The organism is Serratia sp. Ae19-1, assembly GCF_059801225.1.
On record NZ_JBCHWD010000008.1, the window covers coordinates 16,435 to 32,594 of the forward strand.

The 16,160-nt window shown below is 60.3% G+C and carries 14 protein-coding genes; 5 read left to right on the top strand and 9 right to left on the bottom strand.

From position 1 onward, the window contains the following. Positions 1-8 precede the first annotated feature (8 nt). From nrdA to yfaE, 3 genes are all read left to right on the top strand, one after another. On the top strand, positions 9-2,297 hold the full coding sequence (gene nrdA / locus AAIE04_RS20350) for a class 1a ribonucleoside-diphosphate reductase subunit alpha (RefSeq protein ID WP_019453693.1): 2,289 nt from the start codon (positions 9-11) through the stop codon (positions 2,295-2,297). A gap of 67 nt (positions 2,298-2,364) precedes the next feature. After that, positions 2,365-3,495 (top strand): class Ia ribonucleoside-diphosphate reductase subunit beta, encoded by a 1,131-nt coding sequence (gene nrdB, locus AAIE04_RS20355; protein ID WP_019453694.1) that lies wholly within the window; start codon positions 2,365-2,367, stop codon positions 3,493-3,495. 3 nt (positions 3,496-3,498) lie between these two features. Further along, on the top strand, positions 3,499-3,759 hold the full coding sequence (gene yfaE / locus AAIE04_RS20360) for a class I ribonucleotide reductase maintenance protein YfaE (RefSeq protein WP_019453695.1): 261 nt from the start codon (positions 3,499-3,501) through the stop codon (positions 3,757-3,759). Positions 3,760-3,818: 59 nt separating this feature from the next. Here yfaE and AAIE04_RS20365 read toward each other — a convergent pair whose 3' ends face one another. The 3 genes from AAIE04_RS20365 to AAIE04_RS20375 form a co-directional block, all read right to left on the bottom strand. Beyond that, a complete protein-coding gene (locus tag AAIE04_RS20365) occupies positions 3,819-3,971 on the bottom strand; it encodes a Hok/Gef family protein (RefSeq protein WP_004935921.1) in 153 nt (50 codons plus the stop codon). Positions 3,972-4,218: 247 nt separating this feature from the next. Continuing rightward, positions 4,219-4,356, bottom strand: a complete 138-nt coding sequence (locus AAIE04_RS20370; RefSeq protein ID WP_498577605.1) for a helix-turn-helix domain-containing protein — start codon at positions 4,354-4,356, stop codon at positions 4,219-4,221. A gap of 154 nt (positions 4,357-4,510) precedes the next feature. Then, positions 4,511-5,707: a nicotinamide mononucleotide deamidase-related protein YfaY gene (locus tag AAIE04_RS20375; protein ID WP_498577606.1), complete on the bottom strand. Its 1,197-nt coding sequence runs from the start codon at positions 5,705-5,707 to the stop codon at positions 4,511-4,513. Between the two features lie 245 nt (positions 5,708-5,952). On the opposite strand from AAIE04_RS20375, the gene tyrP reads away from it, so the two are divergent. Next, entirely contained in the window at positions 5,953-7,161 is a 1,209-nt protein-coding gene (gene tyrP, locus AAIE04_RS20380; protein ID WP_498577607.1) for a tyrosine transporter TyrP, read from the top strand. A 34-nt stretch (positions 7,162-7,195) separates the two neighbouring features. On the opposite strand, the gene AAIE04_RS20385 is transcribed toward tyrP, so the two are convergent. From AAIE04_RS20385 to AAIE04_RS20395, 3 genes are all read right to left on the bottom strand, one after another. After that, complete coding sequence (locus AAIE04_RS20385) at positions 7,196-8,191, bottom strand: ABC transporter substrate-binding protein (protein ID WP_498577608.1); 996 nt, start codon at positions 8,189-8,191, stop codon at positions 7,196-7,198. 7 nt (positions 8,192-8,198) lie between these two features. Next, complete coding sequence (locus AAIE04_RS20390; RefSeq protein ID WP_498577609.1) at positions 8,199-10,379, bottom strand: TonB-dependent receptor; 2,181 nt, start codon at positions 10,377-10,379, stop codon at positions 8,199-8,201. Positions 10,380-10,580: 201 nt separating this feature from the next. Further along, positions 10,581-11,120, bottom strand: a complete 540-nt coding sequence (locus tag AAIE04_RS20395; protein ID WP_019453702.1) for a YfaZ family outer membrane protein — start codon at positions 11,118-11,120, stop codon at positions 10,581-10,583. 338 nt (positions 11,121-11,458) lie between these two features. Between AAIE04_RS20395 and katA the strand changes: the two genes are divergently transcribed. Continuing rightward, complete coding sequence (katA, locus tag AAIE04_RS20400; RefSeq protein ID WP_498577610.1) at positions 11,459-12,895, top strand: catalase KatA; 1,437 nt, start codon at positions 11,459-11,461, stop codon at positions 12,893-12,895. A 43-nt stretch (positions 12,896-12,938) separates the two neighbouring features. Here katA and menE read toward each other — a convergent pair whose 3' ends face one another. The 3 genes from menE to menB are packed head-to-tail and all read right to left on the bottom strand — an operon-like array spanning position 12,939 to position 16,152. Further along, a complete protein-coding gene (gene menE, locus AAIE04_RS20405) occupies positions 12,939-14,324 on the bottom strand; it encodes an o-succinylbenzoate--CoA ligase (protein WP_498577611.1) in 1,386 nt (461 codons plus the stop codon). Next, positions 14,312-15,295 carry an o-succinylbenzoate synthase gene (menC, locus tag AAIE04_RS20410; protein WP_498577612.1) on the bottom strand — a complete coding sequence of 328 codons (984 nt, stop codon included), beginning with the start codon at positions 15,293-15,295 and terminating at the stop codon, positions 14,312-14,314. Before menC ends, menE begins: the two co-directional genes overlap by 13 nt. Then, positions 15,295-16,152 carry a 1,4-dihydroxy-2-naphthoyl-CoA synthase gene (gene menB / locus AAIE04_RS20415; RefSeq protein WP_019453706.1) on the bottom strand — a complete coding sequence of 286 codons (858 nt, stop codon included), beginning with the start codon at positions 16,150-16,152 and terminating at the stop codon, positions 15,295-15,297. The genes menC and menB overlap by 1 nt, the downstream gene beginning before the upstream one ends. Between the last annotated feature and the right edge of the window lie 8 nt (positions 16,153-16,160).

Below are 16,160 nucleotides of genomic sequence, written 5' to 3' on the forward strand. Positions count from 1 at the left end.
AACACCACATGAACCAAAGTCTGCTTGTAACTAAACGCGATGGCCGTAAAGAGCGCATCAACCTCGACAAAATCCACCGGGTCATCGATTGGGCCGCAGAAGGATTGCACAACGTCTCGGTTTCTCAAGTAGAGTTGCGTTCGCACATTCAGTTTTATGACGGCATCAAAACCGCCGACATTCATGAAACCATCATCAAAGCCGCTGCCGACCTGATCTCCCGCGATGCGCCGGACTATCAGTACCTGGCCGCTCGCCTGGCGATCTTCCACCTGCGTAAAAAGGCTTACGGCCAGTTCGAGCCGCCGAAGCTGCACGCTCATGTGATTCGCATGGTTGAGATGGGCAAATACGATAAACATCTGCTGGAAGACTACAGCGCTGAAGAGTTCGAGCAGATGGACTCCTTTATCGATCACTGGCGCGACATGAACTTCTCTTATGCCGCCGTCAAGCAGCTGGAAGGCAAGTATCTGGTGCAGAACCGCGTCAGCGGCGAGATCTACGAAAGCGCCCAGTTCCTGTACATGCTGGTGTCCGCCTGCCTGTTCTCCAACTACCCGCGTGAAACCCGTCTGGATTACGTCAAACGTTTCTACGACGCGATTTCCACCTTCAAGATTTCGCTGCCTACGCCGATCATGTCCGGCGTGCGCACCCCAACCCGCCAGTTCAGCTCCTGCGTGCTGATCGAGTGCGGCGACAGCCTGGATTCCATCAACGCCACCTCCAGCGCCATTGTGAAATACGTTTCGCAACGCGCCGGCATCGGCATCAACGCCGGCCGCATCCGCGCGCTGGGTAGCCCGATCCGTGGCGGTGAAGCCTTCCATACCGGCTGTATCCCGTTCTACAAACATTTCCAGACCGCCGTTAAATCCTGCTCGCAGGGCGGCGTGCGCGGTGGCGCGGCAACGCTGTTCTACCCGATGTGGCACCTGGAAGTGGAAAGCCTGCTGGTGTTGAAAAACAACCGCGGCGTTGAAGGCAACCGCGTGCGTCACATGGACTACGGCGTGCAGCTGAACCGCCTGATGTACCAGCGTCTGATCAAGGGCGAAGACATCACCCTGTTCAGCCCGTCCGACGTGCCGGGGCTGTATGACGCGTTCTTCGCCGATCAGGACGAATTCGAGCGCCTGTACACCCAGTACGAGAAAGACGACAGCATTCGCCAGAAGCGCGTGAAAGCGGTTGAGCTGTTCTCGCTGATGATGCAAGAGCGCGCCTCTACCGGCCGCATCTACATTCAGAACGTCGACCACTGCAACACCCACAGCCCGTTCGATCCGCAGATCGCGCCGGTGCGTCAGTCCAACCTGTGCCTGGAAATCGCCCTGCCGACCAAGCCGCTGGAAGACGTCAACGACGAGAACGGCGAAATTGCGCTGTGCACCCTGTCCGCCTTCAACCTGGGCGCGATCGACAGCCTGGACGATCTGGAAGAGCTGGCAACCCTGGCGGTGCGTTCACTCGACGCCCTGCTGGATTACCAGGATTACCCGATTAAGGCCGCGCACCGTGGCGCGATGGGTCGCCGCACCCTGGGCATCGGCGTGATCAACTTCGCCTATTATCTGGCGAAGAACGGCGTGCGCTACTCCGACGGCAGCGCCAACAACCTGACCCACAAAACGTTCGAAGCCATTCAGTACTACCTGCTGAAAGCCTCCAACCGTCTGGCTCAGGAACAAGGCGCTTGCCCGTGGTTCAAAGAGACCACCTATTCGCAGGGCATCCTGCCGATCGACACCTACAAGAAAGACCTGGATGCGGTCTGCAACGAGCCGCTGCATTACGACTGGGAAACCCTGCGTAAAGAGATCCAGGAAACCGGCCTGCGCAACTCGACGCTGTCCGCCCTGATGCCATCGGAAACCTCTTCGCAGATTTCCAACGCCACCAACGGCATCGAGCCGCCGCGCGGCCACATCAGCATCAAGGCCTCGAAAGACGGCATCCTGCGCCAGGTGGTGCCGGAGTATGAGCGTCTGAAAGACAACTATGAGCTGCTGTGGGAAATGCCGAGCAACGATGGCTACCTGCAGCTGGTAGGTCTGATGCAGAAATTCATCGACCAGTCGATTTCGGCCAACACCAACTACGATCCGACCCGCTTCCCGGGCGGCAAGGTGCCGATGAAGCAGCTGTTGAAAGACCTGCTCACCACCTACAAGTTCGGTGTGAAAACGCTGTACTACCAGAACACCCGCGACGGTGCGGAAGACGCCCAGGAAGATTTGCAGCCTGCCAAGGCCGGCGATGACGACTGCGAAAGCGGCGCCTGCAAGATCTAAAGTTTGACCTAGCGGGCCGGAATTTTCCGGCCCCTTCATTTAGCCACGTTACGATGGATTCAGGCTTATGGCTTACACCACTTTTTCTCAGACCAAAAACGACCAGCTGCAAGAGCCGATGTTCTTCGGCCAGTCGGTAAACGTTGCGCGTTTCGACCAGCAAAAGCATGAAATCTTCGAAAAACTGATCGAAAAACAGCTCTCCTTCTTCTGGCGCCCGGAAGAGGTTGACGTCTCGCGCGATCGCATCGATTACCAGGCGCTGCCGGAGCACGAGAAGCACATCTTCATCAGCAACCTGAAGTATCAGACCCTGCTGGACTCCATTCAGGGCCGCAGCCCGAACGTCGCCCTGCTGCCGCTGATCTCGATCCCTGAGCTGGAAACCTGGGTGGAAACCTGGTCGTTCTCCGAGACCATCCACTCGCGCTCCTACACTCACATCATCCGCAACATCGTCAACGATCCGGCGCTGGTGTTCGACGACATCGTCACCAACGAAGAGATCAAGAAGCGCGCGAAAGACATTTCCGGCTACTACGACGATCTGATCGAGATGACCAGCTACTATCACCTGCTGGGTGAAGGCACCCATCAGGTGAACGGTAAAACCGTCACCGTCAATCTGCGCGCGCTGAAGAAGCAGCTGTACCTGTGCCTGATGAGCGTGAACGCGCTGGAAGCGATCCGCTTCTACGTCAGCTTCGCCTGCTCCTTCGCTTTCGCCGAGCGCGAACTGATGGAAGGTAACGCCAAAATTATCAAGCTTATCGCCCGCGACGAAGCGCTGCACCTGACCGGCACCCAGCACATGCTGAACCTGATGCGTTCCGGCGCCGACGATCCTGAAATGGCGGAGATCGCCGAGGAATGTCAGCAACAGTGCTACGATCTGTTCGTGCTGGCTGCCCAGCAGGAGAAAGAGTGGGCGGAATACCTGTTCCGCGACGGCTCGATGATCGGCCTGAACAAAGACATCCTGTGCCAGTATGTGGAATACATCACCAATATCCGCATGCAGGCGGTCGGCCTCGGCCTGCCGTTCGAAACCCGCTCCAACCCGATCCCGTGGATCAATGCCTGGTTGGTGTCCGACAACGTGCAGGTAGCGCCGCAGGAAGTGGAAGTGAGCTCCTACCTGGTTGGCCAGATCGACTCGGAGATCAACGCCGACGACCTGAGCGACTTCGAACTGTAAGCGATGGCGACGCCAACCGTAACGCTGCGCGCCGCCGGCACGCAGCTTTCCTGCCCCAACAGTGAAAACTGCCTGCTCGACGTGCTGGAACTGCACGACGTGCAGGTGGAGTACCAATGCCGCTCCGGTTATTGCGGTGCCTGCCGCCTGAAACTGGTGAAAGGCGAAGTGGCCTACCGCCAGCAGCCGTTGGCGTTTATCAACGCCGGCGAGATCCTGCCCTGCTGCTGTATGCCGCTGACGGATATTGAGCTGGAAATTTAAAGTCGGGTGCCGGAAACCGCGCCTGGAGACCAGAAGGCGGGGTTGCCCCCGCCCTATGATTACCGCTTCACCTCACACGCCAACCTGATCAGGATAGTGATATTTTCCTGGTAGATTTTCAGCTCGCACAGCGAGTCTCTTATCATCCAGATAAATAACAAAACCGTAATACATACAACGGTTAGCGAGTGAAACACATGCCTTAAGCGCATGCTTGCCTCCTTGCTGCGAAGGGGCTACCATACCGGTGTCTAGGCGGTATGTGCAGCCCCATTCTGATTGAGAGTCAGTCTGGGGCTTTCATCTATCCGCCTTGTCACACAATGCCCAAGACGAACAGTCTCAAGCACCCGCCAAGAGAGTAACAGCATTCCCTCACCGCGAATATCCCCTATAAGATTATGATTAATCAGTGATATATAGCCATCCTCAAGGTATTCCTGTTCTTCCAGCGTCCGCTTAGCGCCTCTTTCCTGCCGATGAGGAAAAATAACGCGCCGGAGAGTCGCCGAAGGCTTTGCGAAACATGGCGATAAAGTTGCTCGGCGAGGCATACCCCAGCGCTTCCGCGATCTGAAACACCGTTTCGCCGATCATCAGCCACCGCAGAGAGCGCGGCGCCAACAGCGCGCAGGCGCTCAGGGACTATAGCCAGGGGCTGCAAGTGCGGGGCGCAGCGGCGATACGCCTGTCACGTCTGGCGTCCGAGCGGCTGCTGCAAAGCAGCGAAATCTGCAACTCGCCGTGACCGTCACTCGATAATTTCCACGACCTCCAGCCAGGCGTTTTGGCCGCACGCCTGGCCTCCGTTCAGCCAACGACGCAGCATATCCAACGCCAACATCGCCACCGACTCCTGACGCAGCCGCAGGCCGTGGCGCGACGCGCGATAACGCACGGTCTGGCCAATGCCGCCGCGTGGCGTGTGCAGCGCAATGCTGACCTGCTCATCGCGCATGGCGCTGACCGCCAACGCCAACGGCGCGCCGGTCAACTCCGCCAGCGAGCGGGCGCGCGCCAGCGTCGTTTCCAACGTTTCGATGCAATGCGCCGGCAGCAGCTCTCCCCCCGCCAGCGGCGCACCTTCGCTCTGCAGCTGCAGATTGATCAACCCGCCGCTGAATTGCTCGCTCAACGCCAGCGTCAATCCTTGCTGATTCAGGCGCTGTGTCAGCGTCGCCGGCAAACCGGCGGTGCCTTCAAAGATGCAGTTGTCCCCCGCCACCTCGCGCACGCGTCGCCAGGCCTGTTCCATTTCCGCACGCCGGCTTTCCGGCCCGGTCAACTTCAATTCGATGATCGGGCTGGATGAACGATAACCCAACACCACGTCCGGCGGCAGCGGCATGCCGTCCAGTTCGGCGGCCAGATCGCTTTCGGAGGTGCCGAAGGTGGTCAGGCGCAGGCACAGCGGCGGCGCCGGCAAGGTAAAGCGCTGACGCAGGCGCGGCACGATCTGCTGTTCAACCATCACTTTGAATTCCGACGGCACGCCAGGCGTGAAGAACATCAGACATTGGTTGAGCTGCAGCGCAAAGCCGCAGGCGGTACCCACCGGATTGTCCAGCATTTCCGCATTGGACGGGATCTGCGCCTGCTTGCGGTTGGAAGGGGCCATTGGCCGCCCGCGCCCGGCGAAATAGGCCTCCATGCGCGCCACCCAGTCGGCCCGTTCAACCAGTTCTACGCCACAGGCTTTCGCGGCGGCCAACGCGCTGAGATCGTCGCTGGTCGGCCCCAGGCCACCATTGACGATCAGCACATCGGCGATATGACTCCGTTCCTGCAGGATCTCGATCAAAGCAGAGAGGCTGTCCCCTACCGTTTCACGCCCGCTCATCGGCACGCCCTGCTGGAACAGGTAGTCCGCCAGCCAGGCGGCGTTGGTATCAATAATTTGCCCGTGCAACACCTCATCGCCGGTGCTGAGCATCTCCACCCTTAACATTGATCTCTCCCACATTTTTTGGTCATTCCACTATAGAAGCCCGTAAATAACTTTTCACTAACCGTCGGCGGATAATTTCAGCCATCGGTCTGTTCTTCATGCGCCATGCCGCCCTCCGTGATGTAAATATTAATTTACACCACGCGTAACGCCGGTTTGACACAAATTAGGGCTTCCACTATCCTGCCATCCTCATAAATCGTTACCTATAATTTTCAAAATCTTTCGGCTGGTAGAGAAAAAACGTGAAGAATCGCACTCTTGGCAGTGTTTTTATCGTGGCGGGTACCACCATTGGCGCCGGGATGCTGGCGATGCCGCTGGCGGCGGCCGGCGTCGGCTTTGGCGTCACGCTGGCCTTACTGGTCGGGCTGTGGCTGTTGATGTGTTACACCGCGCTGCTGCTGGTGGAGGTTTACCAGCATGAGCAAGCGGATACCGGTCTCGGCACGCTCGCCAAACGTTATCTCGGCGGCGGCGGCCAGTGGCTGACCAGCTTCAGCATGATGTTCCTGATGTACGCGCTCACCGCCGCCTATATCAGCGGCGCCGGCGAACTGCTCGCCACCAGCATCAGTCAATGGACGTCGCAGGACTTCCCGGTGTCGCTCGGCGTCCTGCTGTTCACCCTGGTGGCCGGCGGCGTGGTGTGTATCGGCACTCACTCGGTCGATTTGTTCAACCGCATCCTGTTCAGCGCCAAGGTGGTGTTCCTGGTGGTGATGCTCGGCCTGATGTTGCCGAATATCCACCAGACCAACCTGCTGACGTTGCCGCTGGAGCAAGGCCTGGCGCTGTCGGCCATTCCGGTGATCTTCACCTCATTCGGCTTCCACGGCAGCGTGCCGAGCATCGTCAACTACATGGGCGGCAACATTCGCAAACTGCGCTGGGTGTTCATCATCGGCAGCGCCATTCCGCTGACCGCCTATATCTTCTGGCAGTTGGCGACGCTGGGCAGCATCAGCTCCGATACTTTCGTCGGCATTCTGGCGCAGCAAGCCGGGCTGAACGGTCTGTTACAGGCGGTGCGCGATGCGGTCGCTTCGCCGCACGTTGAACTGGCGGTGCACCTGTTCGCCGATCTGGCGTTGGCGACCTCGTTCCTCGGCGTGGCGCTCGGGCTGTTCGATTTCCTGGCCGACCTGTTCAAACGACAAGACAACGTGCGCGGCCGTCTGCAAACCGGCGCCATCACCTTCCTGCCGCCGCTGGCCTTCGCGCTGTTCTATCCGCGCGGCTTCGTGCTGGCGCTGGGGTTCGCCGCCATCGCCCTGTCGGTACTGGCGTTGCTGCTGCCTTCGCTGCTGGTGTGGAAAACGCGGCAGAAACATCAGGCGCAGTATCGCGTCTGGGGCGGCACTCCGGCCTTGGCGTTGGTGTTTATCTGCGGGATTACGGTGATCGCCATCCAATTGGGCATCGCCAGCGGCATGCTGCCGGCGGTAGGGTAACGTATTCGGGGGCCGTTTCGGCCCCCGAATACGTTCAAGCGGGTGGATTAAGAATAGCGTCAATCTGCGCCGCGCTGAGCGACAGACCGAAAAAGGCCCGATAAAAATCTCTCGTCTCTTCCCGCATGTCAATGTCGGCGAAACGCGCCGGGTACAGCGTTTTCGCCAACCATAAAAACTGCAGCGCCTCTTCGCTGGTCTCGCGGCACCACCAGAACATCCCCTTGGGATTGACCACGACCCGATGTTGTAAAACGGCATCGATGCCCTGCCATTGCGCAGAGGCGCGTATCTCTTCGGCGTCGCGCTTGTTCATCGCCACGATCACCTGCGGATTGGCGGCCACGATCTGCTCCAACGCCACCTCACCCGCCCCCTCTTTTTTCAGGCCAAACCACGTTTCCGCCACGTTGACGGCGCCGGCCAGATCCATCCAATCCTGATTAAGCGACGGTCGACCTGAGGTGGTCAACGGATTGCCCATGCTGTGATAAACGCGAATGCGCTGCCCAGGCGGTAAATCTTTCAGTCGCTCGGCAACGCGCGCCACATTGCGAGAAAAATAGCGATCGTAGGCCAGCGCTTTTACCTGCGCATCCGGCCCCAGCGCGGCGCCCGTTTTTAACACTCGTGCGCGCAGCGCCGCCATCGAATTGGCTTTAAACGCCAATACGCGTACGCCAGCCCGTTCGAGCACATCCAATTGCGGCACTTTCATGCTGTCAGGCACGAACAGCAGCCGGGTGCCAAGCGCGATGATTTGTTCCGGATTCAACTCTTGTCCGCTATTCACACTCACCGCCGGGACGGCGTCAATGCGCGGCAGGCTTTGGCGAAACAGCGGGATCTGTTTCGCGACATTCGATGTGCCGACGATATTGTCGCCATAGCCCAGCATCGCGATGATGGCGTTTTGCGCAGGCCACGGCGAGGCAATGCGCACTTCGCCAGCAGGCGGCGCAGCCCACAAACCGCCATGAAACAACACGCCAACCAACAGCCCCCATGCAGGCAACGATACGATTCTCATGGCGCCCTCAGAAGTCAAAGGTGACGGATGCGCGTACTTCACGGCCGCTGCCGAGAAACGCGCTCGATGCCCCGCCGTTCCCGTCCGTGCCCGACGGGAAAATAGAGGCCCAGTAATGTTCGTTCGTGACGTTATTGACCGTCAGCCGCAAAGTCGCAGGCACGGAATGAATGCGGGTAGCATAGCGGGTCCCCAGGTCCAGCGTGGTGTAACTGTCAGCCCAGGCGCTGTTGGTGTCGTTCGCCGCTCGCTTGCCGGTATAGTGCACGTTGGCGCTATAGACCCATTGCGGCATCGACGGCAGGCTGTACTCCACCAGCATATTGGCCTGCACCTTCGGCACGCCGACCACGCGCTTGCCGCGCGTGCTGTCGGAAACCGTCTCTTTCAGTTGCGGATCGAGCAGCGTGACGCCGCCAAACAGGCTCAGCCCTTCATGCAGGCGCCCGGCGGCCGTCAACTCCAGGCCATTGTTCACCTGTTCGCCCTGCTCCTTGTACACCCGGTCTTCGGCGTCAACATAAGCGAACGGCCGCTTGAGGCGGAACAGCGCGGCGCCGAGGTTCATCTCCCCGACGTCGGCTTTCAGGCCAATCTCATATTGCCGGCTGCGATAGGGCTTGAGCGTCTGCCCTTCGTTCTTCACGCCTTCTCCCAGCGGGGCCGTACCACCTTGCTCCAGCGAGTCGGCATAGCTGAGATAAGCCATCAGCGTCGGGGTGATTTTGTACATCAACGCCGCGTTCGGGCTCAAACCCTGCTGATTGTCTTCTTCGATTTTCTTGCCTTCGGCGCCATAATTGCGCGTTTGCAACCAGCTTTCGCTTACATAGAGCATCGCCGACCACTGCGGATTGAAGGTCATCGTATCGCCGAAAGTCACGCTCTGTTGGCTGTTCTCGCTGGATTTATAGCGCGCGCCGTTCTTGGGGATCTTTCCGTCGCCCGGCTCATGCATCGCCGACGGATGATACATATTGTCGATACCCAAATCGTAGCGCCGGCTGGCGCCTTTGCCGCTGTAGATAGACCAGACATAGCCCGTCGTGGCGAGCGCCAACTCATGCCCCACCGAGCCGGTATCGATATGGCCGTTCAACGTCAGCGTATTGCTCAATACCCGAAATCGCCCCGAGGCGCTGGAGTCGCTCATCGACCTCTTGATGTCGCCGTCGCCGTTGAGCAGGGTGCTGGATACCGAACGCATGGCGCGATCCGCCTGTTGCCAACCTACGCCGCCCGTTACTGACCAATCGTCATTGAAATAATGAATCAGCCGCGTGCTGAGGGTGTCAGTGGTTAAATCGTTACCTGCCGTTGCGAGCGCCAGATGTTTATTCTGCGGATTGGGGGCGGAAGGCAGCGGGACATTCGGCCCATAGCTGAAGCCACCGGGGTAACCCTTTTGCAGGAATTCGTAATGGCTGGCGTCCAGCTGCAGCTGCGTGCCCGGCTTTATATTCCAGTCGAACGCCACGGCCAACAGCCGACGACGCAATGTACTGTCGTCAACGTTGCCTTCGCCCTCTTCGTTGAGCGCATTGATGCGATAGCCGAATCTGTTGTCATCGTCGAGGTGGCCGCCGAGATCGACATGGCCGCTGAAGGCGCTGCGGCTCTGATACCCGAGCGTCACCTCGCGTAGCGGTTGCGGCGTCGGGCGTTTCGCCACAAAGTTGAACTGCCCCGCCGGGCTCGCAGGGCCATACAAGGCGCCGGTCAGGCTGTTGAGAACATCCAGCCGCTCCAGCATTTCAACGGGAAAGGCCGTGGTGGAGACGATGTTCAGCCCATTCAGCCGACTGTTCGCCACTACGCTGCCCTGCATGCCTCGGCTCTGAGGGCGCCCAACGTCCATGCCGCCGCGCGCCTGCATTTGCGTGCTCGGTGAATATTTCAGTAACTCGGCGACGCTTTTCGCCTGCTGATTTTTAATCATCGGTTGGGTTACGGTGGTGGAGGAATAAGGCGTATCGAGCCACGCCCTGGCACCCAACGGCCCAAGTTCAATATCCGTCGTTTTAAAACCGGCGCCAGACGCGCTTTGCGTCGCGGGGGATAACGCACTGCCCGTGACGGTCAACACCTCTTCACGATTGGCTTGCGCCGCGGCGGCTTCATAAGGAAAGAGTGAGACAAGCAGCGGCATCAGCGCCGCCAGAGGATTTCGGTAAGCCATGACGTCCATATCGCTATATAATAATTTATATTACGTATTTTACGGCATGTGCTCTCCCGTGGCGATGCCGATCGCAGAATCTTTAAATAATTTAATCTATTATCGTTACGCTCCCACAGGGACGCCCCCACGGAGGGCGCAAAAAAAAATCCCCCGGCCAATGACCGAGGGATTCGCTGAACGCGACGGACCGCAGTCCGTCCGTCAGAGTTAGAAGCTCAGACCAACGCCGACATAAGGGCCATCGGCCAGGGTGTTGTCACGACGCCCGTCTTTGCCTTCCATCTTCATGTAGCGGTAGCCTACGTCCACGCTCAACGGACGGAACTTCCAGCGCAGGCCGCCGCTGGCTTCGTTATAGGCCTTCACGCCGCTGGTGAAGGATTCAGGAGCAAAGTAACCTTCGCCGTGCAGGCTGAAGTAACGGTTGATTTCCCACTCCAGACCGCCGCCCAGCGCCAGCGCGCCGCCGCTCTTGCCGTCTTTCGGGCTGAGGTACAGCGCTTTGCCGCCCACGGTCGCCGTCAACGGCCCCAGCGGCACGCCGAAGTTCAAGCCCAGGCTGCCGACGTTGCCGTCGTGGTCGCTGCGCGCCCAGTTGCCGGTCAGGCCCAGACCTGAAGAGCCAGTGCTCATGCCGAAGCCCAGGTTGGTATAGTGCTGCCCGGCCTCACCCGACACGCTGATGGCGTTCGCCGCGCCGGTCACAAACAGCAATCCTGCCGCGCACGCGACCCAAGTCTTTTTCATCATCTTTCCCTCTGGTTTGTCATCCGTACCGAATGATCGAATCAACGCATAATAATAACGTCACGAGTCTATACCAAAGCACAATGAGGATTTAAGGGATAAAAGCGAAAAAATTCTTCATTAATCAAATAAATGTAAATATTTGCAAACAACACTCTATATTCGTCAAGGCGATGCCAACGATAACCGAGACCTATTTGCCGCCGCTCGGCAATAGGGCTACAACTAGTAGTGGCTTTGACCAAGGTCAGGGGAAAAAGCCCCGCCAAAGGACTATGCTGATGAACGCTTAAACCGCCCGAGTCTTTACTTAAATGCACTACGATAAGGAGCAAGTGATGAGCAAGAAAGGACTGACCACCGCAGCCGGCGCCCCGGTTGTCGATAACAATAACGTGATCACCGCAGGCAAACGCGGCCCGATGTTGTTGCAGGACGTGTGGTTCCTGGAAAAACTGGCCCACTTCGACCGCGAGGTCATCCCCGAGCGCCGCATGCACGCCAAAGGATCGGGCGCCTACGGCACCTTTACCGTCACCCACGACATTACCCGCTACACCCGCGCCAAGATCTTCTCCGAGGTCGGCAAACAGACCGACATGTTCATCCGCTTCTCCACCGTCGCCGGTGAACGCGGCGCCGCCGACGCCGAGCGCGATATTCGCGGCTTCGCCATGAAGTTTTATACCGAAGAAGGCAACTGGGATTTGGTGGGCAACGATACGCCGGTGTTCTATCTGCGCGATCCGCTGAAATTCCCCGATCTCAACCACGTGGTGAAACGCGATCCGCATACCAACCTGCGCAACCCGGTGTACAAATGGGACTTCTTCTCTCACCTGCCTGAATCGCTGCATCAGCTGACCATCGACTTCAGCGATCGCGGCATTCCGAAGTCCTACCGCCACATGCACGGCTTCGGCAGCCACACCTTCAGTTTTATCAATGCCGCCAACGAGCGCTTCTGGGTGAAATTCCACTTCCGCTGCGAACAAGGTATTGAAAACCTGATGGATGAAGAGGCGGAAGCGATCATCGCCAAGGATCGCGAAAGCTCACAGCGCGATCTGTTCGAGGCGATCAAGCGCGGCGACTTCCCGCGCTGGAAGCTGCAAATTCAGATCATGCCGGAACATGAAGCCTCGCAGACGCCCTATAACCCGTTCGATCTGACCAAGGTATGGCCGCACGGCGACTATCCGCTGATCGACGTCGGCTATTTCGAGCTCAACCGCAACCCCGACAACTACTTCTCCGAGGTCGAGCAGGTGGCGATGAACCCCGCCAACGTGGTGCCGGGCATCAGCTTCTCGCCGGATAAAATGCTGCAGGGCCGCCTGTTCTCGTATGGGGATGCACACCGCTATCGCCTGGGCGTCAACCACCACCAGATCCCGGTGAACGGTGCCAAATGCCCGTTCCACAACTATCATCGCGACGGTGCGATGCGCGTGGACGGCAACAGCGGCAACGGCGCCACCTACGAGCCGAACAGCTTCGGTCTGTTCCAGGAGCAGCCGGACTTCAGCGAACCGCCGTTGAGCATTGAAGGGGCGGCCGACCACTGGAATCATCGTGAAGACGACGATTACTACAGCCAGCCGCGCGCGCTGTTCAACCTGCTGAGCGCCGAAGAGCACCAGCGCATGTTCACCCGCATCGCCGGCGAACTGTCGCAGGTGCCGGAACAGATTCAGCGCCGGCAGGTCGAGCTGTTCAGCAAAGTGCACCCGGACTACGGCACCGGCGTCGCCAAGGCGTTGGGGCTGAAGTAACCCCCTGCCGTCATCAACTCAGCCGCCCTGTCGGGCGGCTTTTTTATGCCGGAGAGAAACGCTGCGCTACCCACTGCTGCAGCTGACGGCGCGAAATCTTGATGCCGCCGCTTTTCAGCTCGTCGGGCAAGGCAAACAGCGCCATCGGACGCTGGAAATTAGCCAGCTTATCCTGCGACCAGGCGAGCAATGCCGCCAGCGACAACGACGGGTCGCCGTCGATCACCGCCACCGGCCGCTGGCCGAATTCGGCATCCGCCACCGGCACCACAAACACCTGGGTGATCTGCGGATGCGCCGCCAGCACGCGTTCGATATCTTCCGGCTGCACCCCTTCGCCGCCGCTGAAAAACAGGTTGTCCAGCCGGCCGAGAATGCGCAGCTCCCCTTCGGCCATCACGCCGCGATCGCGGGTCGCGAACCAGCCCTGCTCATCGGCCAGCGGCCGCACATGGCCATGACGCCAGTAGCCGAGCGCCAGGCTGCCGGCGCGGATCCAGACCTCCTCGTCCACCAGCTTGATCTCGCGGCCGCTCAGCGGCAGACCGACGCCCGGCCGTGCATCGGCGCGCTTGGCGCACACCGTGGAGGCGAGTTCGGTCAACCCATAACCGCACCAGCAGCGTATCCCCGCAGCTTCCGCCCGTTCGGTCAGTTCGACCGGGATCATCGCGCCACCGAGCAGCACTGCCTTCAGCGTCACGCCCGTCAGCGGTTGCGCCAGCAGCCGCCAAAGCTGCGTCGGCACCAGCGAAGCATGCGTGCATCCCGCCAGCGCCTCGGCCAGCGGGTGCATCTCGCGCACCGCCAACCGGGCACCCGCTGCCAGCCAGCGCCAGACGATGCCCTGGCCGGAAACGTGAAACAGCGGCAATGACAACAGCCAGCAATCCTCACGCTGGAAATCCATCAGCCGCAACACCCCGTCGGCGCTGGCCAGATGGTTGGCGTAGCTGTGCGCGGCCGCCTTCGGCATGCCGCTGGAGCCGGAGGTCAACGTCAGCGTCGCCAGACGTTGCGTATCCCACGCCGGCAGGTTCGGCCAGCGCGGCTCGGTCGAGGGCGGCGTCAACCGAATCAGCGCCTCCGGCAGCGCCGGCAAAGGATCCGGGCCGAAGGCAAAGGTTATATCCAATTCAGGCAATAGCTGCGCCAACAGCGACGTCGGCAAGGCGGGATTGAGCGGCAGCAGACGGGCGCCGCATTGCAGCAGCGCCAGATAGGCCAGCAGCAGCGGATAGCTGTTTTTGCCGCACAGCGCCACGCCGCAGCCCGGCTCCACGCCCTGGTGCTGAAAATCCGCCGCCAGCTCATCCACCTGGCTTTGCAACGCCAGCCAGCTCAGCGGCCGTTCGCCGAGCAGCAGCGCCGTCGACTGCGGCTGAAGGCGCGCCCAGTGCCGCCAGGGCCAATCGCTTAACGGCGCCATAGGCACTCCAGCGCCGAAACCTCCAGCAGCGGCAACGCACTGTCCGGCCACGGACGCAGCACCTGTGCCTGCATCAATCCCAGCGTGTCCAATCCCGGCACAGTGTCTGGCGTCAGCCAGCGGGCGATGCGCGCCAGCTGGGTCAACCCCAGACTGGATTCGATGCTGGAGCTGATCACCGCCGTCAGCCCCGCCGCGTGCGCCTGCGCCACCAGTGTCTGGCAGCGCGTCAGGCTGCCGACCAGCGTCGGCTTGATCACGATGGCCGCCACGCCCGGCTCGGCCTGCACCACAAAGTCCGCCTCACGCACGCTCTCATCCCAGGCGATGGCGATGCCGGTCGCCCGGGCGAAATCGCGCGACTCATCACGGGTCTTGCAGGGCTCCTCCAGGAAGGCGATGCGATCGCGCCACGCCGGGTTGACGTACCTGGCGAAGCCGTCGGCTTTGGCGCGGCTCCAGCTGCGGTTGGCGTCCAGCCGCAGCCGCAGATCCGGCAGCGCCTCCAGCAGCACGTTGACGATCATGCCGTCGCGTACCGCCTCATACAACCCCACTTTCACCTTGGCGACTTTCTCGCCCGGCAAGGCATTCAAGGTTTCGAACAGCTCATCCGGATCGCCGGTACACAGCGGCGCCTTGCGGAAATCCGCCTGCGTCGGCAAGTGCTGCTCCAGCTCGGCCTGCGCGCAGCTGAGCCCAAAGGCCACCGAGGGCAGCGCGCTATCATCCGGTTCGTTGCCCGCTAACCACGCCTGCAGCCACTCCAATGCGGCCTGCTCGGCCTGCGCCAGCGTTTCCCGGCTGAACTCAGGCAGCGGCGCGATCTCTCCCCAGCCTTCACGATCGCCCTGGCGCAGCTGCACCACCAATCCGTCACGCGTTTTCAACCGCTGATTGCGCAGCACCACGCCCGCCTCCATCGGCAGGCTGTAACGGTAAAGCGCCGCGCTGCGGTTCGCGCCGTTCATTACGGGTTACGCTTGAATTTGCTGAAGTCCGGCTGACGCTTCTCGTTGAATGCGTTGCGCCCTTCCTGCCCTTCGTCGGTCATGTAGAACAGCATGGTGGCGTTGCCCGCCAGCTCTTGCAAACCGGCCTGGCCGTCGCAGTCGGCGTTCAGCGCCGCCTTCAGGCAGCGCAGCGCCATCGGACTGTTCTGCAGCATTTCGCGGCACCAGCGCACCGTCTCTTTCTCCAGTTCGGCCAGCGGCACCACGGTGTTGACCAGCCCCATGTCCAGCGCGGCGGCGGCGTCGTACTGGCGGCACAGGAACCAGATTTCGCGCGCCTTCTTCTGGCCGACGATGCGCGCCATATAAGACGCGCCCCAGCCGCCGTCGAACGAGCCGACTTTCGGGCCGGTCTGGCCGAAAATGGCGTTATCCGCCGCAATGGTCAGATCGCACATCATGTGCAGCACATGGCCGCCGCCGATCGAGTAGCCGGCCACCATCGCCACCACCGGTTTCGGGCAGGTGCGGATCTGGCGCTGGAAGTCCAGCACGTTGAGGTGATGTACGCCGCTGTCGTCGCGATAGCCGCCGTAGTCGCCGCGCACTTTCTGATCGCCGCCGGAGCAGAAGGCCTTATCGCCGGCGCCGGTGAGAATAATCACCCCGATGCCGTCGTCGTAACGGGCGTTGGCCAGCGCGTCGATCATCTCTTTGACCGTTTGCGGGCGAAACGCATTGCGCACCTGCGGCCGGTTGATGGTGATTTTGGCGATGCCGTCGGCGGACTTGTGATACAGGATGTCTTCGAAATCGCCGGTGCAATCCTGCCAGGCGATGGCGGCGTACAGCTGTTCTTCATTCGGATAAAGCATGTTCGGTT

Coding starts and splice junctions, on each gene's coding strand:
- nrdA (WP_019453693.1), top strand. CDS start 9: ATGAACCAAAGTCTGCTTGTAACTAAACGCGATGGCCGTAAAGAGCGC.
- AAIE04_RS20365 (WP_004935921.1), bottom strand. CDS start 3,971: ATGCGCTTAAGGCATGTGTTTCACTCGCTAACCGTTGTATGTATTACG.
- yfaE (WP_019453695.1), top strand. CDS start 3,499: ATGGCGACGCCAACCGTAACGCTGCGCGCCGCCGGCACGCAGCTTTCC.
- AAIE04_RS20370 (WP_498577605.1), bottom strand. CDS start 4,356: ATGATCGGCGAAACGGTGTTTCAGATCGCGGAAGCGCTGGGGTATGCC.
- AAIE04_RS20385 (WP_498577608.1), bottom strand. CDS start 8,191: ATGAGAATCGTATCGTTGCCTGCATGGGGGCTGTTGGTTGGCGTGTTG.
- AAIE04_RS20395 (WP_019453702.1), bottom strand. CDS start 11,120: ATGAAAAAGACTTGGGTCGCGTGCGCGGCAGGATTGCTGTTTGTGACC.
- menE (WP_498577611.1), bottom strand. CDS start 14,324: ATGGCGCCGTTAAGCGATTGGCCCTGGCGGCACTGGGCGCGCCTTCAG.
- AAIE04_RS20390 (WP_498577609.1), bottom strand. CDS start 10,379: ATGGACGTCATGGCTTACCGAAATCCTCTGGCGGCGCTGATGCCGCTG.
- katA (WP_498577610.1), top strand. CDS start 11,459: ATGAGCAAGAAAGGACTGACCACCGCAGCCGGCGCCCCGGTTGTCGAT.
- nrdB (WP_019453694.1), top strand. CDS start 2,365: ATGGCTTACACCACTTTTTCTCAGACCAAAAACGACCAGCTGCAAGAG.
- menB (WP_019453706.1), bottom strand. CDS start 16,152: ATGCTTTATCCGAATGAAGAACAGCTGTACGCCGCCATCGCCTGGCAG.
- menC (WP_498577612.1), bottom strand. CDS start 15,295: ATGAACGGCGCGAACCGCAGCGCGGCGCTTTACCGTTACAGCCTGCCG.
- AAIE04_RS20375 (WP_498577606.1), bottom strand. CDS start 5,707: ATGTTAAGGGTGGAGATGCTCAGCACCGGCGATGAGGTGTTGCACGGG.